Raw genomic sequence first — 24,292 nt, forward strand, 5'->3', positions numbered from 1 at the left:
TCATTTCCCCTTCGTCGGTGGATCGGTTTCGGTGGTGTTCGGCTGCGGTGGAACGGTCGCCGAAGGAGCCGGAGCCGGTTTCTCGCGCACCGTTTCCGCCACTGCTTCGGCACCGAGATCGGGATGATCGTCCGAAGAGCCGGTGACGGCCCGGGGAGCCGTCATCGAGTGCTCACGGGCGTACCGCAGACCCGCGAGACTGGCTTCGCCTGCGCTGCCGGAGGATTCGAGTGCACCCAGCCGATCGTCGGCGAACCCGGCAAGAATTCGCTCGGTCTCGCGGAACGTGCACAGCGGAGCGCCGCGGGTCGGGGTCACCTGCGCACCGGATCGAAGCGCATCGACCAGTTCCCGTGCCGACGCCGGAGTTCTGTTGTCGAAGAACTCCCAGTTGACCATCATCACCGGTGCGAAGTCGCACGCGGCGTTGCACTCGATGTGCTCGAGGGTGATCGCACCGTCGGCGGTGGTCTCGCCGTGGTCGATATCGAGGTGATCCCGCAGCGCGTCCATGATGGCGTCGCCGCCCATGACGGCGCACAGGGTGTTGGTGCACACTCCGACGCGATAGTTTCCGGTGGGCTCGCGGCGGTACATCGAGTAGAAGGTCGCGACCGCGGTGACCTCTGCTCCGGTGAGATCGATTACGTCCGAACAGAATTCGATTCCGGCCGGCGTGAGATATCCGTCCTCGGATTGCACCAGGTGCAGCAGCGGTAGCAACGCCGATCGGGCCTGGGGATAACGACTCAGGATGATCTCGGCGTCGGCGCGCAGGCGAGCACGCACGTCGGCGGGATAGGACGCACGGGCGTCGGGGCCGACCAGCTGGACTGCTTCCTCGGGGCGAGCTCCGAGTTGGACGAGCACCGGCTCCGAGCGTGGCGTGGTCATCGGTCCACCCCGCCCATCACCGGATCGATACTGGCGACGGCAGCGATGACATCGGAGATCATGCCGCCCTCGCACATCGCGGCAACCGCCTGCAGGTTGGTGAACGAGGGGTCTCTGAAATGCACTCGGTACGGCCGAGTTCCACCGTCACTGACGATGTGCACACCCAGTTCGCCTCGCGGCGATTCCACCGTGGACAGAACTTGGCCCGCCGGCACACGCATGCCCTCGGTCACCAATTTGAAGTGGTGGATCAACGACTCCATCGAGGTGTCCATGATGGTGCGCACGTGGTCCTGAGAATTGCCGAGACCATCGGGTCCGGAGACGAGTTCGGCCGGCCAGGCGATCTTCTTGTCGTCGATGACCACCGGTCCGGGCCGAAGACGATCGAGAGTCTGCTCGACGATCTTGAGCGATTCCTTCATCTCTTCGACGCGAATCAGATAGCGCCCGTAGCAGTCGCATCCGGTGTCGGTGACGACATCGAACTCGTAGTTCTCGTACCCGCAGTAGGGGTCGGACCGGCGCAGATCGTAGGGAAGTCCGGTCGATCGAAGCACCGGCCCGGTGACGCCGAGGGCCATGCACCCGGTGAGGTCCAGGTAGCCGACGTTCTCGGTTCTGGCCTTCCAGATCGGGTTGTCGTTGAGCATGAGTTCGAGATCGCGTAGCCGTCCGGGAAGAACCCGCAGCAACTCGCGGACCTTGTCGATCGCATCGGCGGGCAGGTCCTGAGACAAGCCGCCGGGACGGATGTAGGCGTGGTTCATTCGAAGTCCGGTGATGGCCTCGAAGACGTCGAGAATCAGTTCGCGTTCCCGGAAGCCGAACAGCATCGCCGTCACGGCACCCAATTCCATTCCACCCGTGGCCAATGCCACGAGGTGCGACGAGATCCGATTGAGCTCCATCAGCATCACCCGGATCACCGTCGCGCGCTCGGGAATGTCGTCGGTGATGTCGAGCAGCTTCTCCACCCCGAGGCAGTACGCGGTCTCGTTGAAGAAGGGCGAGAGATAGTCCATCCGAGTGACGAACGTGACGCCCTGAGTCCAGTTGCGATACTCGAGATTCTTCTCGATACCGGTGTGCAGGTATCCGATTCCACACCGGGCCTCGGTGACGGTCTCGCCTTCGATCTCGAGAATCAACCGCAGCACACCATGGGTGGACGGGTGCTGCGGACCCATGTTGACCACGATGCGTTCCGTGGTCGACCCGCGCGCAAGTTCGACCACGTCGTCCCAGTCCTGGCCCGACACTGCATAGATGGTTTCGTCCGTTGCGCTCATCAGTTGTACGACCTGCGCTCGTTGGGAGGCGCGACCCGAGCGCCCTTGTACTCGATGGGAATTCCGCCCAGGGGATAGTCCTTGCGTTGCGGGTGTCCGATCCAGTCGTCCGGCATCTCGATCCGCGTCAGTGCGGGATGACCGTCGAACACGATGCCGAAGAAGTCGTAGACCTCGCGTTCGTGCCAGTCGTTGGTCGGATAGACCGCGCAGAGCGACGGTGTGTGCGGATCCGCATCGGGCACAGCGACTTCGAGTCGCAGGCGGCGTCCGTGGGTGATGGACACCAGATGGTAGACCGCGCGCAGTTCCCGGCCGACCTGATCCGGGTAGTGCACACCCGATGCCCCCGTGCACAATTCGAATCTCAGTTCCTCGTCGTCACGGAGAGCGCGGGCCACGGCGGGCACGTGTTCTCGCGAGAGATGCAGCGTCAGTTCGTCGCGAAAGATCACGGCACGCTCGACGGCGTCCTCGAACGGCACGGCCGCGTCACCGGTGTCGAGAACCGCGGCCAATCGGTCGACCACGGCGTCGAAGTAGCTGCCGTAGGGCCGGACAGCCGTGTCCACCGATGCCACCGGCGGCTGCAACCGGCCGTAGCCGGAGGTGTCACCGCTCCCCCGGACGCCGAACATCCCGCGGGGTCCGTGCGCCGTCATCGCAGCAGCCCCTTCAGATCGATGGTCGGGGTGGACGCCAACGCCGCAGCCTCGGCGGCCGCGCGCACCTGCTCGCGATTGACACCCAGCGGCATCTGCTGAATCTTTTTGTGCAGCTCCAAGATTGCGTTGAGCAGCATCTCGGGTCGGGGCGGACAACCGGGTAGATAGATGTCGACGGGAACGATGTGGTCGACGCCCTGCACCACCGCATAGTTGTTGAACATTCCGCCCGAGGACGCGCAAACGCCCATGGCCAGGACCCATTTCGGTTCCGCCATCTGGTCGTACACCTGCCGCAGCACAGGTGCCATCTTCTGGCTGACACGGCCGGCCACGATCATCAGGTCTGCCTGGCGCGGAGACGCACGGAACGCTTCCATGCCGAATCGTGCGAGATCGAACCGACCGGAGGTGGTGGCCATCATCTCGATCGCGCAGCACGCGAGACCGAAGGTCGCGGGCCACAACGAGCCCTTACGGGCATATCCGGCCAACCCCTCTACGGTGGTCAGCAGAAATCCGCTGGGTAGCTTCTCTTCGAGTCCCATCGATCACACTCTTTCCGCATCCGTTCGAGGTGAGAACCATGCATCGTGCCGTCGCCGATCAGTGGTTGGACGTCAGTCCCATCCGAGTCCGCCTCGCCGCCACTCGTAGACGTAGGCCACCGACACGTTGACGACGAACAGTGCCATGGCAACCAGTCCGAACGCGCCCAGCACATCGAGATGGACGGCCCACGGATACAGGAAGACGATCTCGATGTCGAAGATGATGAACAGCATCGCGGTCAGGTAGAACTTCACCGGAAATCGTTGTCCCGTCGGCGCATGCATCGTGGGCTCGATGCCGCACTCGTACGCGTCGAACTTCGCTCGGTTGTACCGCGCGGGTCCCACCATGGTGCCGACCATCACCGAGAACACCGCGAACACGACCGCAATGGCACCGAGAACGAGGATCGGAACGTAGGCGTTCATCCCGGCATCTGCTCCCTCGATCGACTACCGCGCCGGCGCGTAGTAAATGCGACGGCCGTACCAATGTGACCTGAACCACACAGTATGGGTTCGGTGTCGATCTCGCGGGATTTCGACGAGTCCAGTTTTCGTAAAGCGTTGACGCGCATGGATCACCCGACTTCGTCCGCCCCATGCAGTGTGACTCAGATCACGTGTCAGCCCCATGCGATCCGCACCGACGAAAACGACAAACCTCCCGACGATCTCGGCCGGCCGAACCAGGCTGCCGACATGGAACAGGAGAAATGATGAAATCGATTTCCGTCTCGGCGCTCGCCGCCGAGGGACTGGGAACTGCCCTGCTCGTGATCTTCGGCGTCGGCACCGCCGTGATCGCGGGCGACACCGTCGGAACCCCGGGCATCGCCCTGGCATTCGGCCTCACGCTGCTCGCGCTGGTCTATGCGATCGGACCGATCTCGGGATGCCACATCAACCCGGCTGTGACGATCGGAGCCCTGATCGCTCGCGCCATCACCCCGATCAAGGCTGTGTTCTACATCGTCGCTCAGGCCGTCGGTGCACTGATCGGCGCGCTGATCGTACTGTTCGTCGCGTCCGGCCGTCCCGGATACGACTTGGCGTCGGACGGTCTGGGCACCAATGGATTCGGCAGCGCCTCGCCCGGAGGGTACGGGCTGGCGTCGGTCGCGGTGTTCGAGACGGTCGCGACCGGACTGCTCGTCCTCGTCGTTCTGGCCACCACGGCCCCCACCGTTCACCCCGTGGTGGCGGCCGGCATTCCGATCGGCCTGACCCTGACTGTGGTTCACCTGCTGGGCATCGGAATCGACTCGACGTCGGTCAACCCTGCTCGGTCCTTCGGCCCGGCCCTCCTCGCCGGCGGACCTGCCCTGTCCCAGCTGTGGGTGTTCGTGGTGTTCCCCGTGCTCGGAGCTGTCGTCGCCGGCGTGATCCATCGGTTCGTGCTGACGGTGCCCGCATCGGAGAAAACGGTCTGATCTAGCGCGATCGAGAGACCCGGGCACCGACGCGTTCCGAGTGCTGCTTCAGCAGATCGACCACCGCTCGACCCAGCCGGATCGGATCCAGCGGGTGCGGAACGGCAGCCTCGGCGCGCGACCATTCGGCCAACCACGCATCGTCCGGACGTCCGATGAGTACCAACACCGGTGGGCAGTCGAGGATCTCGTCCTTCAACTGCTTCGCCAGACCCAGACCACCGACAGGTGAGGACTCGCCGTCGAGAATCGCCAACGCGACATCGCCTGCATCCATGTGCTCGATGACGACGGCTGCCGTGGCGATGTCGACGTACTCGATGTCACCGAGTGCGGGATCCGGTCGAGTTCCGACGGCAGACCGCACCTGGGCCCGGGTCGCGGCATTGCTGCTGTACACGAGCACGCGGACACGACCGGATGGACTCGCTCCCGCTGTGGCGTCGGACACATCGCGATGCTACCGCGCGGTCCCCGGCAAACGGATCGAAACAGCCACGGCCGACGTCCATTCGAGGTTGCTGCGCCGGTCAGTTCTCGACGGTGACGACGACCGCGGCAGGTTCTTCGGTGGTTGTCACCGTGAACGCGGGTCGATCGGCCGCAACTCCGATGAAAGCCTGCGAGATTCCGCCGGGATCAGCCAGGAAATCGACCGAGGCGATCGCAGATTCCGCACCACCTCGCACCCGTTCCGGCCCGGCATACGAAGAGAAGGTGTCGTCGGAGTCCGTCGACGTACCCGACAGGTCCACCTGCAACACCGATCTCCCCGGCACTGCCAGCGGTTCACTGGTGCCGTAGCGAATGGCCTCGTCGACGTACCGCACCGTATAGGACACGGGGCCGTTGCCTGCCAACCCGAACTCGACCGAAAACTCCTCCACCAGCACGTCGGTGACACCGACCGGCGACGCACCAGGGAATCGCGCGCCATCGAGGATCGGAGGAAGCTCTGTCACCGCGGGCGGCAGCGCTTCGACGGTCGGCCTGGGATTGGACATGGGATCACCGACGACCAGTGATCCCGTGACCGTGGTGTAGTTCGTGTCGGCCGAGACCTCGTCGACCGGGCCGCTGCCCCCTGCGCCGGCACAGCCCGCGGCCAAACCGAGCATCAGTGATCCGACGGCCGAGAGCGCGACCGGAGCCCTGCGGTGGCCGTCGTACATCGCCTCACCGTACTGAAGAAACCCATCGGTTCGGTAGTGCTGCCTCGACGCGATTCGGTCACGATTGCACCGACCTCCGATCCTGCTAGCGTCAGAGGGTATGGACCCGAAGAGCTATTCGTCCGGTGAGCGTGTGTTCGGTCCGCCCAACGGGACTTTCGACGCGGATTGGGCTGCGACCGCACTGCGATCGAACCGTCCCGAGTTGGACCACCCCACCTCGGTGCGCCTGGTGGAACAGGCCTGGGACCTACTCCGAACGCAAGGGCTGCGCGGAGAACGTCTCGCCACTGCGCTGGACCTCGAGCCCGGTCTTGCTGCTGCCGTGTCAGCGGTCGCCACCGAGACCGCCGAGCTGTACCTGGACCCTCGATAGCTCCAGGTCTCAGCTCCGTCCGAACTGCTCCCACGCGAACCCGGCCACGAGCACCGCTGTACCGCCGATTTCGGCGACGATCAACGACACCATGAACAGGTGCGTCCCCGGGACGGGATCGACGAACTGGTTTTTGGTGTCTCGCCGAAATCCGTGGACGGTGTAGCTCACCACGGCAGCGACGAAGAACACCAGCACCACCGACGCGGCGATCAGATCCACCGTGACCGACCAGGCGCTGAACTGCGCCAGCACTGCGAGCACCAGGGCTGCGAACGAGTACATCAATGATGCCCGATGGGCGATGTCGACATAACGATGCGCAGTGCCAGCGGAAGACCACACGGAGGGTTGAACGTCCTCGGATTATCCGGCGACGTCGACATCTGGTGATACTTGATCACCCCCAACCCCAGTGCCCACAGCAGCAGGAGACCGGCCACGAGGACGATCACCTTGGTGTCCAGGTCCAGCTGCATGTCTTCCTCCCCCACTCGATCCCGCGCCGAAGGTATCACCGGCACCGGAGTTGATACCGTTCCGCAATGCCGGCCGACCCCGTACTGTCCCAGAACGCTTTCGGGCTCCGCTTCGACTGGGGTCTGTCCGGTGCCGACGCCATCGTCGACGGCGCAGACGTCGCCGTCGTCGTGGACGTCCTGTCCTTCACCACCACTCTCACGGTTGCTGTGGACGCAGGCATCGACGTCATCCCCAGTCGATGGCGCGACGACCGGGCCACGCAGTTGGCCGAGCAGTTCGACGCGGTTCTCGCCGTGGGGCGGTCGGCCGCCTCACCGGGCCTGATCAGCTTGTGTCCGGCGACCGTACGGGCCGCGCCTGCTCCGGCACGGCTGGTGCTGCCGTCACCGAACGGATCCACCATCGCCCACGAGCTCGCGAGCACGGCCCCGCTGTGCGTGGGCGCGTCGCTCAGAAACGCATCGGCCGTAGCGCAGTGGATACGCGCCAGGAACCCAAACGCAGTGACAGCGGTCATAGCGGGCGGTGAAAAGTGGCCGGACGGATCCCTACGGCCTGCCGTCGAGGATCTGTGGGGTGCCGGTGCAGTCATCGCTGCCCTCGTCGACGCCGGAGCTGCCGATGTCTCCCCGGAGGCGCGCGCAGCCGCGGCCGCGTGGCGAGCCGTCGAGCGAGACGTCGGCTCCGAGCTGCGGCAATGCGGCTCCGGTCGCGAACTGGCCGGGATAGGACACCCGGAAGACGTGGACATCGCAGCCGAGGTCGATTCGAGTTCGAGCGTTCCGATTCTGCGCGACGGCGTATTCGTCGACGCGACTCGGGCATGAGTCGACCGGCGCTCGAAAACGACCCACGATGCCGACCCGACACGGCCGGTTGTGTCCGATATTTGGATCGGAACCCCGAATCACGGATCATACGGTGGTGAGTACGGAACGAGTCGCCCCGAAGACCACCGTCGTTGTACCGACGTACAACGAACGTGAGAACCTCCCCAAGCTCGTCGAGCTGCTGGCGGGGTTGCAGGTGGAGGGGCTCGGTGTGTTGGTCGTCGACGACAATTCGCCCGACGGCACCGGCGACGTCGCCGACAAGTTGGCCATCGACGGCCCCATCGAGGTCAGCGTTCTGCACCGCACGGAGAAGAACGGGCTCGGACGCGCATACGTCGCAGGCATGACGAGGGCTCTCGACGAGGGTGCAGACATCGTCATTCAGATGGACGCCGATCTGTCGCACCCCACCGAGGTGATCCCGGCGATGATCGACAAACTGAACACCACCGACGCGGCCGTGGTCCTCGGATCGCGATACGTACCGGGCGGAGCAGTAGCCGCCGATTGGCCCTGGCACCGCAAGGCCCTGTCCGCATGGGCGAACTTCTACGTCAACACGATCCTGCGCCTCGGCGTCAAGGATGCGACAGCGGGATTCAAGGCGTGGCACGCGCGCACCCTGCGCACCATCGATGTTGCCTCGGTCGAGAGCAACGGGTACGCATTCCAGGTCGAGATGAACTACCGAACCGTCAAGCACGGCCTCACTCTCGCCGAAGTGCCGATCACCTTCGAGGAGCGCAGCGAGGGCGAATCCAAGATGAGCCTGTCGGTTCAGCTCGAGTCGGCATTGGTGCCCTGGAAACTGTTGCTGCGCAAGAAGAAGCTCTGACCGAAGCGTCACGGCGTGAAGCGTCGGAATCCGCCTTCGGCACCGATGACCTGACCGGTGATCGAGCCCGAATCCGGCGAGAGCAGCATCGCCACGACCGCCGCGGCCTCGTCCGGAGAGTTCCACCGACCCCGCGGCATGTGGCGCAAGACGAACGCGTCCAGATCGGCACTCGCCCAACCGGTATCGGTCGGACCAGGATTGATCGTATTGACGGTGATACCCCGTTCGATCAGCGAATCGGCCAAGGTCGGTGTGATCGCGGCGATCGCGCCCTTGGTCACCGCGTAGGGAATCTCGGTCGGCATCGGCCCCTCCCCCTGCCCGGACGTGAACAGCACGACGCGTCCGCCGTCGCGGTGATCGACGTACCGTTGCGCAAATTCCTGCACCAGAAGTAACGACGCACGCACGTTCACCGCCCACGTCAGGTCGAGGTTCTCTGCCGTCAGGGACCCCAGGTCGCCCAGCTGTGACCGGGCATGGTTGATCACCAACGAGTCGACGGCACCGAACCTGGATTCGGCAGCATCGAACAGGGCGGCAGGTGCTTCGGGATCGGAGAGATCGACGTCGAGATGCCCGAGTCTGCCTGGCGCGGTGGACAACTCGGCGAGCACCTGCACCGCCCCCGGTGTCCCTGCTCCCCACGGCTCGCTCACGTCGTAGGCATCGCAGGATTGCGCGAAGACGCGGGAGCGCTCATCCTGCAGCAACCTACGGGTGATGGCGTAGCCGATACCAAGGCGTCGACCCACACCGGTGACGAGGACGGTACGCCCATCGCTGTTCATGCTGCATTGTCGACCGTAGCGGCATACACGTCAACGCCGAGAGCACGGTTGGTACCGTCGCACCGGAGAATCCACAGTCCACCGCCCTGCGACTGTGGACCTCCGTGCACGGAAACAGCGACGTGATCGCCGACGCTACCGAACCAGAGACTTGACCGACGCCGGTAGCTGGCGAACGTTTTTGTAGGGGCCGACCACCGCGGCACCGAAAGGACGGTCGAGCAACACGGCAGCGACCTCGCGTACCTCGTCGTTGCCGACACTGTCGATCCGCGCCAACGTATCGGTGATGTCGCGGTGATTGCCGTAGTTCAGTTCGCTACGACCGATCCGGTTCATCCGAGAGCCCGAATCTTCGAGTCCCAGAACCAATCCGCCGCGCAACGAACCCTTGGCCCGCGCACACTCCGCGTCGGTGATGCCCTCGGAGGCGACCTTGGCGAGCACTTCCCTGATCACCGTGGTCACTTCGCCCAGGTTCTCCGGCTGACAACCCGCGTAGACGGAGAACGCACCGCTGTCGGCAAACGTGTCCACCGAGGAGTACACCGAGTACGCCAGTCCGCGCTCTTCCCTGATCTCCTGGAACAGACGAGAACTGAGCCCGCCGCCCACTGCCGAGTTCAGCACGGACAACGCCCAGCGATGCCCTTCGTGTCGACCGAACGCACGTACGCCGAGGCACAGGTGCGCTTGCTCGCTGTCACGAGTGGTCAGGCTCAATGTGGGGGCGTTACGCAATCGCGCTGTGCCGCTTCGCCTTTCGGCCGGTCGCAGGCCCTTTTCCAGATGGCCCGCGAAAGCGCGACGCACCAACGACACAATCTGCTTGTGATCGACGTTGCCCGCGACAGCAACGACCATGCGCTGCGGCGTGTAGCGGCGAACGTGGAACGAGTGCAATTGCGCACGGGTCATCGACTCGATGGATTCGACGGAGCCGATGATCGGGCGCCCGATCGGATGATCACCGAACATGGCTTCCAGGAAGGCATCTCCCAGCAAATCCTCGGGATCGTCGTCGCGCATGGAGATCTCTTCGAGGACCACCTGACGCTCGACGTCGACATCTGCCGATCGGCAGCGGCCGCGAAGCACCACATCGCTGACGAGATCGATGGCGAGCGCCGCGTCCTCGTCGAGCACGTGCGCGTAGAAGCACGTGCTCTCCTTCGAGGTGAACGCGTTCAGCTCTCCCCCGACACCGTCCATCACCTGGGCGATCTCGAGCGCACTGCGCGTGGGCGTCGATTTGAACAGCAGATGTTCGAGGAAGTGTGCTGCACCGGCAACACTGGGTTGCTCGTCGCGCGAGCCGACTCCGACCCACACACCGACCGAGGCCGAGCGAACGCCTGGCACGAACTCGGTGACGACCCGAAGACCGCCGGGCAGAGTGGTGCGTTGCACGCCCGTGTCGATGCCGGTGCTCTCTGGAACGGCCGAACGGTACGTCCCGAGGGGACGTACCGTTCGACTCGGTTGCTTCTTACTCAGCGCTGACCTCGGCGGGTGCCTCGGGAGCGTCGGCGGGAGCAGCAGCGTTGTCGTCTTCGACGGGAACGAGGCTGATCTTGCCGCGGTTGTCGATATCGGCGATCTCGACGCGCAACTTGGATCCGACGCTCACGACGTCCTCGACCTTGTTGATGCGCTTGCCGTTACCGAGCTTGGAGATGTGCACCAGTCCGTCGCGGCCCGGGAGCAGCGAGACGAATGCACCGAAAGCCGTTGTCTTGACGACGGTTCCGAGGAATCGCTCGCCGACCTTCGGCAGCTGCGGGTTGGCGATGGCGTTGATCATGTCGATCGCGGCCTGTGCGGACGGGCCGTCCGCTGCACCGACGTAGACAGTGCCGTCATCTTCGATCGAGATGTTGGCACCGGTCTGCTCGGTGATGGAGTTGATCATCTTGCCCTTGGGCCCGATGACCTCACCGATCTTGTCGACCGGCACCTTGATCGCGGTGACGCGAGGTGCGTACGGGCTCATCTCGTCCGGGGTGTCGATGGCCTCGGCCATGACCTCGAGGATCGTCGTGCGCGCATCCTTGGCCTGCGACAGCGCGCCGGCGAGCACCTTGGAGGGGATGCCGTCGAGCTTGGTGTCGAGCTGCAGTGCGGTGACGAAGTCCTTGGTTCCGGCGACCTTGAAGTCCATGTCGCCGAAGGCGTCCTCAGCACCGAGGATGTCGGTGAGGGCGACGTAGCGGGTCTCACCGTCGACCTCGTCGGACACGAGGCCCATTGCGATTCCGGCGACCGGGGCACGCAGTGGCACACCGGCATTGAGCAGCGACAGCGTCGATGCACACACCGAGCCCATCGAGGTCGAGCCGTTGGAGCTCAGTGCCTCGGAGACCTGGCGGATGGCGTACGGGAACTCTGCCTGGCTGGGCAGAACCGGCAGCAGAGCGCGCTCGGCGAGTGCGCCGTGGCCGATCTCGCGACGCTTCGGCGAACCGACGCGGCCGGTCTCTCCGGTGGAGTAGGGCGGGAAGTTGTAGTGGTGCATGTAGCGCTTGGACGTCTCGGGCCCGAGCGAGTCGACCTGCTGCGCCATCTTGACCATGTCGAGGGTGGTGACGCCCAGGATCTGGGTCTCGCCGCGCTCGAACAGGGCGGATCCGTGGGTACGCGGGATGATCGCGACCTCGGCGGACAGCGACCGGATGTCTGTGATGCCGCGGCCGTCGATGCGGAAGTGATCGGTGAGGATGCGCTGGCGAACCGACTTCTTGGTCAGTGCGCGGAATGCGGCACCGATCTCCTTCTCGCGGCCGGCGAAGCTGTCTCCGACCGAGGTGAGGACCTGAGCCTTGACCTCGTCGAGCTTGCTCTCACGCTCGGCCTTGCCTGCGATGGTCAGTGCCTCGTTGAGCGGGATCTTCGCGGCGTTCTCGACGGCCTCGAAGACGTCCGACTGGTACGCCGGGAAAACCGGGTAGTCGCCGGTGGGCTTTGCTGCCTTGGACGCGAGCTCCTGCTGTGCGGTGCACAGGGCTGCGATGAAGGGCTTCGATGCCTCGAGTCCCTCGGCGACGACCGCTTCGTTGGGGGCGGTAGCGCCACCCTCGATGAGCTCGATGACGTTCTCGGTGGCTTCGGCTTCGACCATCATGATCGCGACGTCTGCGTCGGCACCGGAGCCGGAGACGATGCGGCCGGCGACGACCATGTTGAACACGGCCTTCTCGAGCTGCTCGTTGGTCGGGAACGCGACCCACTGCTTGTCGATCAGTGCGACGCGAACGCCGCCGATCGGACCGGAGAACGGCAGTCCGGCGATCTGCGTCGAGGCCGATGCCGCGTTGATCGCGACGACGTCGTACAGATCGGCCGGGTTGAGGCTCATGACCGTGATGACGACCTGGATCTCGTTGCGCAGTCCGTCGACGAACGTCGGACGCAGCGGCCGGTCGATCAGGCGGCAGGTGAGGATGGCGTCGGTGGACGGACGGCCCTCGCGGCGGAAGAACGATCCGGGGATACGGCCCGCGGCGTACATGCGCTCTTCGACGTCGACCGTCAGCGGGAAGAAATCGAAGCCCTCACGGGGGTGCTTGCCGGCGGTCGTTGCCGACAGCAGCATGGTGTCCTCGTCGAGGTACGCAGCGACTGCGCCTGCGGCCTGCTGTGCGAGGCGGCCGGTCTCGAAGCGGATGGTCCGCTTGCCGAACGTGCCGTTGTCGATGATCGCAGTTGCTTCGTAGACGCCTTCTTCGACGTCCAAAGTTGTGGTTTCCGACATGTGTTCTGTTCTCGTCCTCTCGTCTTTGCCGTGCCCGCGTGGACACACCACCAGCCCTCCTGGCTGTGGCGGCATACCTGTGCCGTCCATCTCCGAGCTTCTCTCGGGACGCGGCTGCGCGGAGGCGGCCATCGATCGAAGCCCACCGGATCTCGTATCCGAAAGGCCACTACCGAAGACCGTCACCACGGCGTGACAGGCATACACGGCGGTGTGCGAATGCTGCGCATCCGCTTTCTCGTGCTGGCGTAGCTGTTCTTGCGGTACAAACACAGATAGCCAACGAGGAACAGTCTAAGCACTGCCTCGTTGGCTACTGCACTATTGCTGCGAGTCGGGTGCGCACCGGCGCGTCGAACCGTGCATCGGTGACATCCTCGCGTCGTTATGAATTATCGACGCAGACCCAGACGCTCGATGAGCGAGCGGTAGCGGGTGACGTCGACCTTCGCGATGTACTTGAGCAGACGACGACGACGTCCGACCAGCAGCAGCAGGCCGCGGCGGGAGTGGTGGTCGTGCTTGTGCGTCTTGAGGTGCTCGGTCAAGTCGACGATGCGCTTGGTGAGCATTGCAACCTGCGCCTCGGGTGAGCCCGTGTCGGTGGGGTGCAAGCCGTACTCGCCGAGAACGGCCTTCTTCTGTTCGGTGGTCAATGCCACTGGTACTACTCCTGATCAATGACGTCCGCGTGAAAGGAAGCTACGCGCCCGGTGTCGAGACAACGGGATCGAAGCCGGTACAGCCGCCGCGGACCGCAGCGAGCACCGAGGGGTCAGCCTATCAGGCCGTGCTGGCCGCCAGGATCGTCCGGGCCCGCTCGGCGTCGCGGCCCATTTCCTCCACGAGGGCTTCCATCGAGTCGAACTTCTCCATGCCGCGCAGTCGGTCGACGAAGTCGACTGCCACGTGCTGGCCGTACAGGTCGGCCTCACCGTCGAGGACGAATGCCTCGACGGTCCTGGTACGACCCGAGAACGTGGGATTGGTGCCCACCGACACGGCAGCCGGATGCCGCTCCCCCGGAGTGACCGTCCCCATGATCGGACCCGGCCCGAGCACTGTGAACCATGCCGCGTACACACCGTCGGCGGGAATGGCCGAGTACATGGGTGGTGCGACATTGGCTGTGGGATAACCCATTTGGCGACCTCGGCCGTCTCCGTGCACGACGACTCCTTCGACGCGATGCGGTCGCCCGAGCGCGGCGGTGGCTGCAGCGACGTCACCGGCGTCCACGCACGATCTGATGTACGTCGAGGAGAACGTCACGGCGTGCTCGGCGAGCAGGTTGACTCCGTCGACTGCGAAACCGGACCGTTCGCCGATCTTGCGCAGCATGGGCACGGTGCCGAGCGCCTTCTTCCCGTAGGTGAAGTTCTCGCCGACGACGACCTCGGCAACGTGCAGACGTTCGATCAGGATCTCGTGCACGTATCGCTCGGGAGTGAGCTTCATCAACTCCGGCGTGAACGGCATGACGCAGAAGACGTCGATACCCAATTCCTCTGCGAGTTCGGCTCGTCTCGTCAGGGTCGTCAACTGAGCAGGATGGCTTCCCGGTCGCACGACCTCCATCGGATGGGGATCGAACGTCATGAGCACGCTGGGAACGCCGCGCTTCTTCGCAGCGGCCACCGCTCGCCCGATCAGTTGTGCGTGTCCGCGATGAACGCCGTCGAAGACGCCGATCGTGAGCACGCACCGACCCCAGTCGGCAGGTACATCGTCGAGACCTCGCCATCTCTGCACACCGCGAAGCCTACGGCCCGACGGCCGCTCGGTCACTCTCGGACAGGCGTGTCGCGCGCGGCACGTATGGACAAATAGGTATCCCCACGGTAAATATTTCGGTGTGCCTAACTTTTTTCTTCGCCGGTGTGGATCGCGCCGTGGGCGGATTCTCGCGAGCTGGGCCGTGGTGGGACTACTGGTGGCAGCCTCGAGCGGCTGCGCCCGTGCCGTCGGGGACGACGATCCGGCGATGCTCGACGACGGCAGACCCCTGGTTCTGACGACCTTCACCGTCCTCGCCGACATGGCCGCCAATGTCGCCGGCGATCACCTCCGAGTGGAATCGATCACAAAAGCCGGAGCCGAGATCCACGGCTACGAGCCGACCCCAGGAGACCTACGCACCGCAGAGCAGGCGGAGCTGATCCTGGACAACGGGCTCGGGCTGGAGGCCTGGTTCGAGAAATTCGTCGAGCGCATCCCCGCACCCCACGCCGTGGTGAGTGCGAACGTGGACCCGATCTACATTCGCGACGACGCCTACGCGGGCAAAGCGAACCCTCACGCATGGATGTCGCCCGTCGTGGCCGAGACGTACGTCGAGAACATCGCCGACGCGTTCGTCGCGCTCGATCCCGCCAACACCGACGACTACCGCGCGAACGCAGCCGCATACGTGGGACAACTACGTGAGGTCGGTGCCGAACTGGCCGCGGATCTCTCCGGGCTGCCGGCTCGCCAGCGCGCGCTCGTCACCTGCGAGGGCGCATTCGGCTATCTGGCCCGCGACTTCGATCTGCAGGAGGCCTACCTGTGGCCGGTCAACGCCGAGCAGGAAGGAACGCCGAAGCAGGTGGTACGCACCATCGACTTCGTTCGCGACAACGACGTACCCGCCGTGTTCTGCGAGTCGACGGTCTCGGACAAGGCGCAGCTGCAGGTCGCCGAGGACACCGGCGCGCGCTTCGGCGGACAGCTCTACGTCGATTCTCTGAGCGACGCCACCGGACCGGTCCCCACGTATCTGGATCTACTGCGCTACGACGCACGGTTGATCGCCGACGCACTGGTAGGAGCACGATGACCCAGCACACTGGTGACCCTCACTACAAGGCCCCGCACGAAAAGGGTGCGGCGCTGACGGTGGACGCCGTCAGCGTTCGATACCGCGACGTCGTAGCCCTCACCGATGCCAGCCTGACCCTCGCACCCGGCCGGGTGTGCGGGTTGGTCGGAATGAACGGATCGGGCAAGTCGACGCTGTTCAAAGCCGTCATGGGAGTGGTCAAGCCCAACTCCGGCTCGATCACCGTGTTCGGCGGAGACCCGGCGCAGGCACGCAAGGCCGGCACGGTCAGCTACGTGCCCCAGGCGGAATCCGTCGACTGGACGTTCCCGATCAGCGTGCGCGACGTGGTGATGATGGGCCGATACGGGAAACAGAACTTTCTCCGCACTCCCCGAGCCGCCGATCGACTGGCCGTCGACGAGGCTCTGCAGCGCGTCGACCTCGCCGAACTGGCGAACCGACAGATCGGCCAGCTCTCCGGCGGTCAACGCAAGCGTGCGTTCGTCGCCCGCGCCATCGCCCAGGAGGCATCGCTGCTGTTGCTCGACGAGCCCTTCGCCGGTGTGGACAAGAAAACCGAGGCCACCATCACCAGGCTTCTCCGCGAACTCGCAGCACAGGGTGCGTCGGTTCTGGTGTCCACACACGATCTTCACGCCCTGCCGGAACTGTGCGACGAAGCGATCCTGCTGCAGCAGCGCGTGCTGATGCACGGCAGTCCGATCGACGTACTGCGCCCGGAGAACCTGGCGCTGGCCTTCGGCATCGACCCGTCGAAGGTCGACGAGTTGGGTGCGGGCACTCGAACTCCGTCCACCCGAACCACGGAAGCGAGCTGAACCGTGTATCTGATCGATTTTCTCGTGGACCCACTCGAATACACCTTCATGCAGCGGGCCCTTCTGGTCACCGTCACCGCCTCGATAGTGTGCGCGGTACTGAGCTGCTGGCTCGTCCTCATCGGGTGGTCGCTGATGGGCGACGCGGTCTCGCACGCAGTTCTTCCCGGCGTCGCGCTGTCGTACCTGTTCGGGGCACCGTTCGCGATCGGAGCGCTGCTGTTCGCGCTCATCGCGGTCGGTGCCATCGGAGTGGTCCGCAACACCACCATCGTCAAGGAGGACGCCGCTATCGGCGTCGTCTTCACCACCTTGTTCGCGCTCGGCGTCGTCCTGATCTCCAAGTTTCCGAGTCAGATAGACCTCAACCACATCCTGTTCGGCAATCTGCTGGGAGTCTCGCAGGCAGACATGGTCCAAGTGTTCGTCCTCGGCGGTATCGCGCTGGTCGTCATGATCGTCAAGCGTCGCGACTTCACTCTCTTCGCCTTCGACCGCACCCAGGCCCGCGCCGTGGGCATCAACCCGACGGTGATCTCGGCCGTCATGCTGACCCTGCTCGCCCTGACGACCGTGGTCGCGCTCCAGGCCGTCGGCGTCATCCTCGTGGTGGCGATGCTGATCACTCCCGGTGCGTCCGCCTATCTGCTCACGCACAGCTTCGGCCGCATGCTCGTGCTGGCACCGCTCATTTCGGTGGGTTGCGCGCTGGTGGGGATCTACGCCAGCTTCTACCTCGACGTGTCCTCCGGCGGCAGCGTCGTGCTCACCCAGGGACTGGTCTTCGTCCTTGCCTACCTCTTCAGCCCCTCACAGGGCATCGTCGTCCGCGCTCTGCGACAACGCGGACAGGTGCCGGTGGCTCCGGCCGGGTGAGATGTCTTTTTCCATTGGATTGCCTAAGCTCGGCGACGTGGCGCTACGAAAAGACGATCCCGCACCGGCCGACGAGGGCGTCCAGCTGTCCGCGGTTGCGCAGGACTATCTCAAGGTCATCTGGACGGCCAGTGAGTGGAGCGAGGACTCGGTCAGCACCAAGATGCTCTCCGAGCGCATCGGTGTTTCCGCCTCGACGGTGTCCGAGGCGATTCGCAAGCTCGCAGACCAAGGCATGGTCGACCACGCCCGCTACGGAGCCATCTCACTGACCGAGAAGGGTCGTCTCGCTGCCATCGGTATGGTGCGTCGGCATCGACTGATCGAGACCTATCTGGTCCGAGAGCTGGGTTACGGCTGGGACGAAGTGCACGACGAGGCGGAGATCCTCGAACATGCCGTCTCGGATCTGATGATGGATCGAATCGACGCCAAACTGGGCCACCCCGAACGCGATCCGCACGGCGACCCGATTCCGTCCGTCGACGGTGCGATCGAGGCCCCGTCCGCGACCCGCCTGAGCGACTACCTCGACGGACAGTCCGGCCGAGTCGCCAGAATTTCCGACTCCGACCCGGCGATGCTCCGCTACTTCGACTCCGTCGGCATCACGCTGGACCTGCCGATCACGGTGGTCGAACGACGCGACTACGCCGGCACCGTCGCCATCGAGCTGGCCCGCACCGACGCCACTGATTCCATCGATCTCGGCCACCGCGCCGCAGAGGCGATCTGGATGGTTCCGGCGACCTGATCGCCGGGCCGGTGCCGCATCCGTGCCGAATGTTTCAGTGCCCGCGCAAGGTCGCAGGCCGCACGACCATGACCGAACTGGCGCGCTTGCCCTTCTCCTGGAGCAGAGCGATGGTGTGCCCGGTGGGATCGACCGCCGCGTACACCCCGTCGATTCCGATCGGATCCAGCCACCGTCCCTGGCTCAACGATTCCGCCTCACTCGCGTCGATCTGCCGGTGCGGGAACGCCGTTCGGGCCGCCTGATCGATGTCCAGGCTCACGGCCGGGTCCTCTGCCAGTTCTTCGAGTGTCCGTGCGTGGTCGAGGGTGAAGGGTCCGACGCGGGTGCGGCGCAGCACGGTCAGGTGGCCGCCGACGCCGAGCGCCGCGCCGAGGTCGCGCGCCAGGGCCCGAACGTACGTCCCCGACGTGCAGTCGACCTCGACATCGAGGTCGACGAACGCCGATTCGCCCTCCGCCACGTCGCGCCTGGTCGTCACGTCGAATCGGGTGACGCTGACCTTGCGCGGGGCGAGTGTGAATTCCTCACCTGCGCGGGACAGTTTGTGGGCGCGTTGCCCGTCGACCTTGATGGCGCTGACACTGGCAGGAACCTGCTCGATGTCACCGGTCAGGGCGGCAATCGCGGTCGAGATCTCGGTGTCGGAGACATGCGCGGCCGAAACATGGGCCAGGACGTCGCCCTCGGCGTCGTCGGTCGTCGTGCTCCGGCCGAGCCGGATGGTGGCGGTGTACGACTTGGTGGTCAGCGAGAGCAGTCCCAGCATCTTGGTCGCACGCTCCACGCCGAGCACGAGCACGCCGGTCGCCATGGGGTCCAGGGTCCCCGCATGGCCGACTTTTCTGGTGCGCAACAGTTTTCGGCACGACGCCACCACATCGTGGCTCGTCACTCCCGGCCCCTTGTCGACCACCAGCAGGCCGGCACCGACGAGACCGGACGAAATCTTTTCGCGAGCACTCACGAGAGAGCATTGTGCCAGGCTCGCGGAGCAGGTCGTCACATCACCGAGATCGCGGTCATCACCAGACCGCCCGCCACCATCCATCGACCGTCGAAGGCCCGCAGCGGCGGACCGGACATCGTGTCTCCTGGCACCAGCAGCTCGGACCGGAACGTTCCCGAAATGTCGTCACCGGAGCCGGTGCGCTCGAAGGTGATGTGTGCGTCCTCGAAGCCGAGCCAGCGTCCGGTCAACGGCTCCCAGGCCTTGTACGTCGCTTCCTTGGCGCAGAACAACACTCGATCCCAGTGCACGTCCTCGCGGCCCGCGGTCGCGAGCCACTCCCGTTCGGCCTCGAGACTCACTGCCTCGAGCACTCCATCGGGCAGGGGTCCGTGCGGCTCGGCGTCGATTCCCACCGAACGCACCTGCATCGAGTAGGCCAACACCGCACCGCGATAACCGTCGCAGTGCGTCAACGATCCGACCACACCCTTCGGCCACTGCGGGGCGCCGGACTTGCCACGCATGATCGGCGCAGGCTCGACACCCAGCTTCTCCATCGCCACCCGCGCACAGTGTCGAGCCGAGGTGAACTCACGCTTGCGCTTGTCCACCGCCTTGGCCACCAGCGGGGCCTCGAGCGGATGCGGCGTCAAACCCGGTGGGTCCGCGAACAATTCGGCCGAGACGACGCCGTTGGGAAGTATCGATTCGATCACTTGCCTGCCCTCATCTTCTCTACCTCTGCCTCCATCTCGGGCGTCACCGTGAAGTGCCCGCCCCACTTGTTCAACGCGCCCGGCGGATACTCGGGGACCGGAAGAATCTGTCGCAGAACGTTCTTCGGTAGGCCGCGCCGCTGCCATTCGCGCGGATAGCCCACCGACACCTCCTCGAAGCGAACGCCGTCGTAATAGGTGGTCCGCGGAATGTGCAGGTGCCCGTACACCGAGCAGATCGCGTTGTACCGCGTGTGCCAATCCGCCGTCAGTGTGGACCCACACCACAGCGCGAACTCCGGGTAGAACAGCACCTCGGTCGGCTGCCGAACCATCGGGAAATGGTTGATCAACACGGTCGGAACGGAGGTGTCGAGCGCATCGAGACGCTCCCGGGTGGCGTCGATCCGCGCATGGCACCAGGCATCGCGCGTCGCGTACGGCTGCGAGGACAGCAGGAATTCGTCGGTGGCGACGACGTTCTTCTCACGTGCGATCGCCAGTCCGTGTTCCTTGTCTCTCGCTCCCTGCGGCAGGAACGTGTAGTCGTAGAGCAGGAACATCGGCACGATCGTCGCCGGGCCACCCTCACCCTCCCACCGCAGATAAGGGTCCTCCGGGGTGACGACGTCGATCTCGCGGCACAGGTTGACCAGGTACTCGTATCGAGCCGCCCCGTGGATCTGGACGGGATCTTTCACCGTCGTCCACAGCTCGTGGTTTCCGGGAACCCAGATGACTTTCGCGAAACGGCTACGGAGCAGTTCGAGCGCCCACTTGATGTCGTCGGTCTTCTCCGACACGTCACCGGCGACGATCAGCCAGTCCTCGGGCGATTCGGGAAAGATGTCCTCGGTCACGGGCCGGTTGCCCCGATGTCCGACGTGAATGTCGCTCACTGCCCACAGCTTCGCTGCCACTGAAAATTCCTTCCGATGCGCTCGGCCGCCGGCGTCGAATCGCCAGAACCGTCCGAGAACGTACCAACGCCCAATACTCCCCGCAGATTCCGCGGCGTATCCGGGCGGGGTGAGGCGGCAACTCGGTCGACGGTGGGGCGGGAGTACGCGCAGAAAACGAAATCGAGGCCGTTCACCCGCAGATTCGGGTATATGGTGCCTTTCATGACTTGTTTGCGGATGTCTGCTGTGGTGGCATCACGATGACGGTGCCCCCGATCCGCGTCCGAGACGCCGCGGCGCTACTCGGTGTCAGTGACGACACCGTCCGCAGATGGATCGACAGCGGAGCGCTCCCCTCGCTCGAGGACGAGAACGGACGCAAGGTCATCGCCGGCCGGGACCTGGCCGACTACGCGCGCGAACATGCTGTCCCTCCGCCGGAGATCGCGTCGGGCGGAAGCTCTGCACGCAACCGACTCGTGGGGTTGGTCACCGAGGTCGTCTCGGATGCGGTGATGAGCGAGGTGAGCATGCAGTGCGGGCCGTTCACGATCGTGTCCCTGATGAGCACCCGCTCGGTTCGCGAACTGGGGCTGGAGCCCGGCAAGGTCACCGTCGCTGTGGTCAAGGCCACGACCGTCATCGTCGAGACACCGTAGGACACAGGAGATGTTCGTGAAGACACTGCGACCGGTATCCGCGCTCGTCATCGCAGCCACCCTCGTGCTCGTCGGGTGCAGCTCGAAGTCCGATTCGACCGCGCCCGATGGACCCTCGGACGGCAGCGCGGTCCGAGGCGAGATCACGGTCTTCGCCGCAGCATCGCTTCGTGCGACGTTCACCGAGCTCGGTGATCGATTCGAGGCCGAACACCCCGGCACCTCGGTGGAGTTCAGCTTCGCGGGCTCATCCGATCTGGCCGCGCAGCTGATCTCCGGCGCCCCTGCCGACGTCTTCGCCTCCGCGGATACGAAGAACATGACCGAGACGGTCGACGAGGGCCTGGTTGCGGATGACCCCGTCGACTTCGCGTCCAACACGCTGACCATCGTGACCGCCCCCGGAAACCCGGACGGCATCGCATCGTTCGCCGATCTGGCAAACCCCGACGTTCTCACGGTGATCTGCGCGCCCCAGGTGCCGTGCGGCGCGGCGACGGCCTCGGTCGAGGCCGCTACCGGCACGCAGATCCCGGCCGTGAGCGAGGAATCCTCGGTCACCGACGTGTTGGGCAAGGTGACCTCGGGGCAGGCCGATGCCGGACTGGTCTACGTGACCGACGCTGCCGGGGCAGGAGAGGCCGTGACCGCGGTGCCCTTCGAGGAGTCGAGCGAGGCCGTCAACACCTACCCGATCGCGACACTGAGCGGGTCCGACAACGAGGGCACCGCTCGCGCATTCACCGAGTTCGTCACCGGACCCGTCGGGCAGGACGTACTCGGTCGAGCCGGCTTCGCAGCTCCGTGACCGTGCGAGTCGCACACGACGGGCGGTCGACCGTCGGTGTGCCGGTGTGGATTTTCGTTCCGGCGGCCATCGGTGCACTCCTCGTGGTGGCACCGCTGGCCGCGATGTTCACCCGAATCGACTGGTCCAATTTTCTCGGACTCATCACCTCCGAATCCGCTGTCGCGGCGTTGATCCTGAGCCTGAAGACGGCGACGGCCAGCACCGCAGTGTGCGTGGTTCTGGGCGTGCCGATGGCAATCGTGCTCTCGCGCAGCTCGATTCGCGGGCTCTCGATCCTTCGCTCTCTCGTCGTACTGCCCTTGGTTCTGCCCCCGGTGGTCGGGGGCATCGCGCTGCTCTACACCTTCGGGCGACAAGGCCTGTTGGGCGAGCACCTCGACGCCTTCGGGATTCGAATAGCGTTCACCACCTCGGCCGTGGTGCTGGCACAGGTGTTCGTGTCGCTGCCTTTCCTGGTCGTCAGCGTCGAGGGCGCACTGCGTACGGCCGGCGACCGGTACGACGTGGTGGCCGCGACTCTGGGGGCCACACCCACGACCGTCCTACGGCGCGTCACCGTTCCGCTGATACTTCCCGGACTGATATCGGGAACCGTCCTCGCCTTCGCGCGCGCGCTCGGAGAATTCGGAGCGACCTTGACCTTCGCCGGATCCCTCGAAGGCGTGACCAGGACACTGCCGCTGGAAATCTATCTGCAGCGCGAGAGCGACCCCGATGCCGCGGTGGCGCTGTCGCTGGTGCTGATTCTCGTGGCGGCACTCGTCGTCGTGACCGCACGCGGCACTCGGTCGTCGGGAACGCTGTGAACTCACTGCACCTGCGGGCCACACTCGGCGTCCGCGGCATCGATCTCGAGCTGGACGTCCCCGACGGCGAGACGGTCGCCATCCTCGGACCGAACGGGGCAGGCAAATCGACACTGCTGCAGCTCGTCTCGGGCGTGGTGGCACCCGACGAAGGAATCGTCCGACTCGGCGAGGACGTGCTGACCGATACCGTCTCGAACACCGTCGTGCCGATTCACGCCCGAGGCGTCGCGACCCTCTCTCAGGAAGCTCTGCTGTTTCCTCACATGGACGCTCGCACGAACGTGGCCTTCGCACCGCGTAGCGCCGGCGCGAACCGCGTCGCCGCGCGTGCCGTCGCCGATACCTGGCTCGACGCGGTCGGAGCCTCCCACCTGGCCGATCGCCGCCCCGGCCAGCTGTCCGGCGGTCAGGCTCAACGAATAGCCATCGCGCGCGCTCTTGCGGCCGACCCGCGCCTGCTGCTGCTCGACGAACCCCTCGCGGCGCTGGATGTGGACACGGCACCGAGCATTCGACGAGTACTGCGCACGGTGCTGCGCGAGAGCGGTCGCACGGCCTTGATCGTCACCCACGATCTGCTCGACGTCGTCGCGCTCGCCGATTCCGTCGCGGTCGTCGACGTCGGACGCGTCGTCGAGCGAGGCTCGGTCACCGAGGTCCTGACCGCACCTCGCAGCGAATTCGGTGCCCGCATCGCGGGGGTGAACCTGCTCTCGGGACGGGCTGTCGACGCCGACGACTCGACGTCCCTGACCACGAACTGGGGACTGACGGTCCACGGCTCCGGGCGGTACACCACCGGAACCGCACTGGTGGCGGTGTTCTCCCCCGCCGCCGTCTCGGTACACCCGACGGCCCCGCACGCCAGCCCGAGAAACGTGTTCGAGGTGGTGATCGAGGAGATGGAGGTGCAGGGCTCCGGCATTCGTGTTCGGTCTCGCCCGCAACCCGACGGGTCTCCGGGCATGGCTGCAGACATCACCCCTGCCGCGGTGTCGGATCTCGGGCTCGAGCCCGGCGGCACCGTCTTCTTCGTCGTCAAGAGCCGTGAGGTGGCATTGCACCCCGCGTTGCCGTCGCAACCCTGAC

The 24,292-nt window shown here is 65.2% G+C and carries 30 protein-coding genes; 13 read left to right on the forward strand and 17 right to left on the reverse strand.

From position 1 onward, the window contains the following. From nuoE to QM590_RS00405, 5 genes are all read right to left on the reverse strand, one after another. A complete protein-coding gene (nuoE, locus tag QM590_RS00385) occupies positions 1 to 894 on the reverse strand; it encodes an NADH-quinone oxidoreductase subunit NuoE (RefSeq protein ID WP_094642105.1) in 894 nt (297 codons plus the stop codon). Next, positions 891 to 2,189 (reverse strand): NADH dehydrogenase (quinone) subunit D, encoded by a 1,299-nt coding sequence (gene nuoD / locus QM590_RS00390; RefSeq protein ID WP_068050737.1) that lies wholly within the window; start codon positions 2,187 to 2,189, stop codon positions 891 to 893. Before nuoD ends, nuoE begins: the two co-directional genes overlap by 4 nt. After that, a complete protein-coding gene (locus QM590_RS00395; protein ID WP_269593665.1) occupies positions 2,189 to 2,851 on the reverse strand; it encodes an NADH-quinone oxidoreductase subunit C in 663 nt (220 codons plus the stop codon). Before QM590_RS00395 ends, nuoD begins: the two co-directional genes overlap by 1 nt. Further along, on the reverse strand, positions 2,848 to 3,402 hold the full coding sequence (locus tag QM590_RS00400; protein ID WP_068050739.1) for a NuoB/complex I 20 kDa subunit family protein: 555 nt from the start codon (positions 3,400 to 3,402) through the stop codon (positions 2,848 to 2,850). The genes QM590_RS00395 and QM590_RS00400 overlap by 4 nt, the downstream gene beginning before the upstream one ends. Positions 3,403 to 3,474: 72 nt before the next feature. Then, positions 3,475 to 3,834 (reverse strand): NADH-quinone oxidoreductase subunit A, encoded by a 360-nt coding sequence (locus QM590_RS00405; RefSeq protein ID WP_032397854.1) that lies wholly within the window; start codon positions 3,832 to 3,834, stop codon positions 3,475 to 3,477. A gap of 93 nt (positions 3,835 to 3,927) precedes the next feature. Between QM590_RS00405 and QM590_RS00410 the strand changes: the two genes are divergently transcribed. Both QM590_RS00410 and QM590_RS00415 read left to right on the forward strand, forming a co-directional pair. Then, positions 3,928 to 4,125, forward strand: coding sequence for a hypothetical protein (locus tag QM590_RS00410; protein WP_269593664.1), 198 nt, complete (start codon positions 3,928 to 3,930; stop codon positions 4,123 to 4,125). After that, entirely contained in the window at positions 4,125 to 4,838 is a 714-nt protein-coding gene (locus tag QM590_RS00415; protein ID WP_269593663.1) for an aquaporin, read from the forward strand. The genes QM590_RS00410 and QM590_RS00415 overlap by 1 nt, the downstream gene beginning before the upstream one ends. A 1-nt stretch (position 4,839) precedes the next feature. Here QM590_RS00415 and QM590_RS00420 read toward each other — a convergent pair whose 3' ends face one another. Further along, a complete protein-coding gene (locus QM590_RS00420; RefSeq protein WP_269593662.1) occupies positions 4,840 to 5,289 on the reverse strand; it encodes a hypothetical protein in 450 nt (149 codons plus the stop codon). 79 nt (positions 5,290 to 5,368) lie between these two features. Continuing rightward, positions 5,369 to 6,010 carry an AMIN-like domain-containing (lipo)protein gene (locus QM590_RS00425; RefSeq protein WP_269593661.1) on the reverse strand — a complete coding sequence of 214 codons (642 nt, stop codon included), beginning with the start codon at positions 6,008 to 6,010 and terminating at the stop codon, positions 5,369 to 5,371. A gap of 100 nt (positions 6,011 to 6,110) precedes the next feature. Between QM590_RS00425 and QM590_RS00430 the strand changes: the two genes are divergently transcribed. Further along, positions 6,111 to 6,386, forward strand: a complete 276-nt coding sequence (locus tag QM590_RS00430) for a hypothetical protein (protein WP_068050747.1) — start codon at positions 6,111 to 6,113, stop codon at positions 6,384 to 6,386. Positions 6,387 to 6,395: 9 nt separating this feature from the next. Here the strand turns inward: QM590_RS00430 and QM590_RS25900 are convergent, their stop codons facing one another. Together QM590_RS25900 and QM590_RS25905 are read right to left on the reverse strand one after the other, a co-directional pair. Beyond that, a complete protein-coding gene (locus QM590_RS25900) occupies positions 6,396 to 6,671 on the reverse strand; it encodes a hypothetical protein (protein ID WP_411741271.1) in 276 nt (91 codons plus the stop codon). Then, positions 6,671 to 6,865 carry a hypothetical protein gene (locus tag QM590_RS25905; protein ID WP_411741270.1) on the reverse strand — a complete coding sequence of 65 codons (195 nt, stop codon included), beginning with the start codon at positions 6,863 to 6,865 and terminating at the stop codon, positions 6,671 to 6,673. The genes QM590_RS25900 and QM590_RS25905 overlap by 1 nt, the downstream gene beginning before the upstream one ends. Before the next feature lie 66 nt (positions 6,866 to 6,931). Here QM590_RS25905 and QM590_RS00440 point away from each other — a divergent pair, with 66 nt between their 5' ends. Both QM590_RS00440 and QM590_RS00445 read left to right on the forward strand, forming a co-directional pair. Beyond that, entirely contained in the window at positions 6,932 to 7,696 is a 765-nt protein-coding gene (locus QM590_RS00440; protein WP_269593660.1) for a 2-phosphosulfolactate phosphatase, read from the forward strand. Between the two features lie 97 nt (positions 7,697 to 7,793). Further along, positions 7,794 to 8,537 (forward strand): polyprenol monophosphomannose synthase, encoded by a 744-nt coding sequence (locus QM590_RS00445; protein WP_068050753.1) that lies wholly within the window; start codon positions 7,794 to 7,796, stop codon positions 8,535 to 8,537. 8 nt (positions 8,538 to 8,545) lie between these two features. On the opposite strand, the gene QM590_RS00450 is transcribed toward QM590_RS00445, so the two are convergent. The 5 genes from QM590_RS00450 to QM590_RS00470 all read right to left on the reverse strand — a co-directional run bounded on the left by QM590_RS00450 (position 8,546) and on the right by QM590_RS00470 (position 14,834). Next, the gene (locus QM590_RS00450) at positions 8,546 to 9,331 is read right to left on the reverse strand and encodes an SDR family oxidoreductase (protein WP_269593659.1); all 786 of its coding nucleotides are present in this window, start codon (positions 9,329 to 9,331) and stop codon (positions 8,546 to 8,548) included. A 135-nt stretch (positions 9,332 to 9,466) separates the two neighbouring features. Further along, entirely contained in the window at positions 9,467 to 10,753 is a 1,287-nt protein-coding gene (locus QM590_RS00455; protein WP_269593739.1) for a M16 family metallopeptidase, read from the reverse strand. Between the two features lie 67 nt (positions 10,754 to 10,820). Continuing rightward, positions 10,821 to 13,082 carry a polyribonucleotide nucleotidyltransferase gene (locus QM590_RS00460; protein ID WP_094642123.1) on the reverse strand — a complete coding sequence of 754 codons (2,262 nt, stop codon included), beginning with the start codon at positions 13,080 to 13,082 and terminating at the stop codon, positions 10,821 to 10,823. 392 nt (positions 13,083 to 13,474) lie between these two features. Continuing rightward, positions 13,475 to 13,744 (reverse strand): 30S ribosomal protein S15, encoded by a 270-nt coding sequence (rpsO, locus tag QM590_RS00465; protein ID WP_032397847.1) that lies wholly within the window; start codon positions 13,742 to 13,744, stop codon positions 13,475 to 13,477. A gap of 121 nt (positions 13,745 to 13,865) precedes the next feature. After that, positions 13,866 to 14,834: a bifunctional riboflavin kinase/FAD synthetase gene (locus QM590_RS00470; RefSeq protein ID WP_094669994.1), complete on the reverse strand. Its 969-nt coding sequence runs from the start codon at positions 14,832 to 14,834 to the stop codon at positions 13,866 to 13,868. 103 nt (positions 14,835 to 14,937) lie between these two features. On the opposite strand from QM590_RS00470, the gene QM590_RS00475 reads away from it, so the two are divergent. The 4 genes from QM590_RS00475 to QM590_RS00490 are packed head-to-tail and all read left to right on the forward strand — an operon-like array spanning position 14,938 to position 18,354. Then, the gene (locus tag QM590_RS00475) at positions 14,938 to 15,900 is read left to right on the forward strand and encodes a metal ABC transporter substrate-binding protein (protein WP_411741269.1); all 963 of its coding nucleotides are present in this window, start codon (positions 14,938 to 14,940) and stop codon (positions 15,898 to 15,900) included. Further along, a complete protein-coding gene (locus QM590_RS00480) occupies positions 15,897 to 16,724 on the forward strand; it encodes a metal ABC transporter ATP-binding protein (protein WP_269593658.1) in 828 nt (275 codons plus the stop codon). Before QM590_RS00475 ends, QM590_RS00480 begins: the two co-directional genes overlap by 4 nt. A gap of 3 nt (positions 16,725 to 16,727) precedes the next feature. After that, a complete protein-coding gene (locus QM590_RS00485) occupies positions 16,728 to 17,600 on the forward strand; it encodes a metal ABC transporter permease (RefSeq protein WP_149405957.1) in 873 nt (290 codons plus the stop codon). Position 17,601: 1 nt separating this feature from the next. Further along, a complete protein-coding gene (locus QM590_RS00490) occupies positions 17,602 to 18,354 on the forward strand; it encodes a metal-dependent transcriptional regulator (protein ID WP_373455154.1) in 753 nt (250 codons plus the stop codon). Between the two features lie 34 nt (positions 18,355 to 18,388). On the opposite strand, the gene truB is transcribed toward QM590_RS00490, so the two are convergent. From truB to QM590_RS00505, 3 genes are read right to left on the reverse strand one after another with little or no spacing between them, the layout of a single operon-like run. Then, positions 18,389 to 19,321, reverse strand: a complete 933-nt coding sequence (gene truB / locus QM590_RS00495) for a tRNA pseudouridine(55) synthase TruB (RefSeq protein WP_269593657.1) — start codon at positions 19,319 to 19,321, stop codon at positions 18,389 to 18,391. 35 nt (positions 19,322 to 19,356) lie between these two features. Then, positions 19,357 to 20,022, reverse strand: a complete 666-nt coding sequence (locus tag QM590_RS00500) for a 4'-phosphopantetheinyl transferase family protein (RefSeq protein WP_149405959.1) — start codon at positions 20,020 to 20,022, stop codon at positions 19,357 to 19,359. Then, on the reverse strand, positions 20,019 to 20,942 hold the full coding sequence (locus QM590_RS00505) for a metallophosphoesterase family protein (RefSeq protein ID WP_149405960.1): 924 nt from the start codon (positions 20,940 to 20,942) through the stop codon (positions 20,019 to 20,021). The genes QM590_RS00500 and QM590_RS00505 overlap by 4 nt, the downstream gene beginning before the upstream one ends. A gap of 242 nt (positions 20,943 to 21,184) precedes the next feature. On the opposite strand from QM590_RS00505, the gene QM590_RS00510 reads away from it, so the two are divergent. The 4 genes from QM590_RS00510 to QM590_RS00525 are packed head-to-tail and all read left to right on the forward strand — an operon-like array spanning position 21,185 to position 24,291. After that, entirely contained in the window at positions 21,185 to 21,583 is a 399-nt protein-coding gene (locus tag QM590_RS00510) for a TOBE domain-containing protein (protein ID WP_149405961.1), read from the forward strand. 10 nt (positions 21,584 to 21,593) lie between these two features. After that, entirely contained in the window at positions 21,594 to 22,391 is a 798-nt protein-coding gene (gene modA, locus QM590_RS00515) for a molybdate ABC transporter substrate-binding protein (protein ID WP_411741268.1), read from the forward strand. A 2-nt stretch (positions 22,392 to 22,393) separates the two neighbouring features. Beyond that, entirely contained in the window at positions 22,394 to 23,200 is an 807-nt protein-coding gene (locus QM590_RS00520) for an ABC transporter permease (RefSeq protein ID WP_269593736.1), read from the forward strand. Continuing rightward, complete coding sequence (locus tag QM590_RS00525; protein ID WP_269593656.1) at positions 23,197 to 24,291, forward strand: sulfate/molybdate ABC transporter ATP-binding protein; 1,095 nt, start codon at positions 23,197 to 23,199, stop codon at positions 24,289 to 24,291. The genes QM590_RS00520 and QM590_RS00525 overlap by 4 nt, the downstream gene beginning before the upstream one ends. The last annotated feature ends 1 nt before the right edge of the window (position 24,292 follow it).

It is taken from the genome of Rhodococcus sp. IEGM 1372 (assembly GCF_030056835.1).
In the GTDB taxonomy this organism is placed as follows: Bacteria; Actinomycetota; Actinomycetes; order Mycobacteriales; family Mycobacteriaceae; genus Rhodococcoides.

Coding starts and splice junctions, on each gene's coding strand:
- nuoE (WP_094642105.1), bottom strand. CDS start 894: ATGACCACGCCACGCTCGGAGCCGGTGCTCGTCCAACTCGGAGCTCGC.
- nuoD (WP_068050737.1), bottom strand. CDS start 2,189: ATGAGCGCAACGGACGAAACCATCTATGCAGTGTCGGGCCAGGACTGG.
- QM590_RS00395 (WP_269593665.1), bottom strand. CDS start 2,851: ATGACGGCGCACGGACCCCGCGGGATGTTCGGCGTCCGGGGGAGCGGT.
- QM590_RS00400 (WP_068050739.1), bottom strand. CDS start 3,402: ATGGGACTCGAAGAGAAGCTACCCAGCGGATTTCTGCTGACCACCGTA.
- QM590_RS00405 (WP_032397854.1), bottom strand. CDS start 3,834: ATGAACGCCTACGTTCCGATCCTCGTTCTCGGTGCCATTGCGGTCGTG.
- QM590_RS00415 (WP_269593663.1), top strand. CDS start 4,125: ATGAAATCGATTTCCGTCTCGGCGCTCGCCGCCGAGGGACTGGGAACT.
- QM590_RS00425 (WP_269593661.1), bottom strand. CDS start 6,010: ATGTACGACGGCCACCGCAGGGCTCCGGTCGCGCTCTCGGCCGTCGGA.
- QM590_RS00430 (WP_068050747.1), top strand. CDS start 6,111: ATGGACCCGAAGAGCTATTCGTCCGGTGAGCGTGTGTTCGGTCCGCCC.
- QM590_RS25900 (WP_411741271.1), bottom strand. CDS start 6,671: ATGTACTCGTTCGCAGCCCTGGTGCTCGCAGTGCTGGCGCAGTTCAGC.
- QM590_RS25905 (WP_411741270.1), bottom strand. CDS start 6,865: ATGCAGCTGGACCTGGACACCAAGGTGATCGTCCTCGTGGCCGGTCTC.
- QM590_RS00440 (WP_269593660.1), top strand. CDS start 6,932: ATGCCGGCCGACCCCGTACTGTCCCAGAACGCTTTCGGGCTCCGCTTC.
- QM590_RS00450 (WP_269593659.1), bottom strand. CDS start 9,331: ATGAACAGCGATGGGCGTACCGTCCTCGTCACCGGTGTGGGTCGACGC.
- QM590_RS00460 (WP_094642123.1), bottom strand. CDS start 13,082: ATGTCGGAAACCACAACTTTGGACGTCGAAGAAGGCGTCTACGAAGCA.
- QM590_RS00480 (WP_269593658.1), top strand. CDS start 15,897: ATGACCCAGCACACTGGTGACCCTCACTACAAGGCCCCGCACGAAAAG.
- QM590_RS00490 (WP_373455154.1), top strand. CDS start 17,602: ATGTCTTTTTCCATTGGATTGCCTAAGCTCGGCGACGTGGCGCTACGA.
- QM590_RS00510 (WP_149405961.1), top strand. CDS start 21,185: ATGACGGTGCCCCCGATCCGCGTCCGAGACGCCGCGGCGCTACTCGGT.
- modA (WP_411741268.1), top strand. CDS start 21,594: ATGTTCGTGAAGACACTGCGACCGGTATCCGCGCTCGTCATCGCAGCC.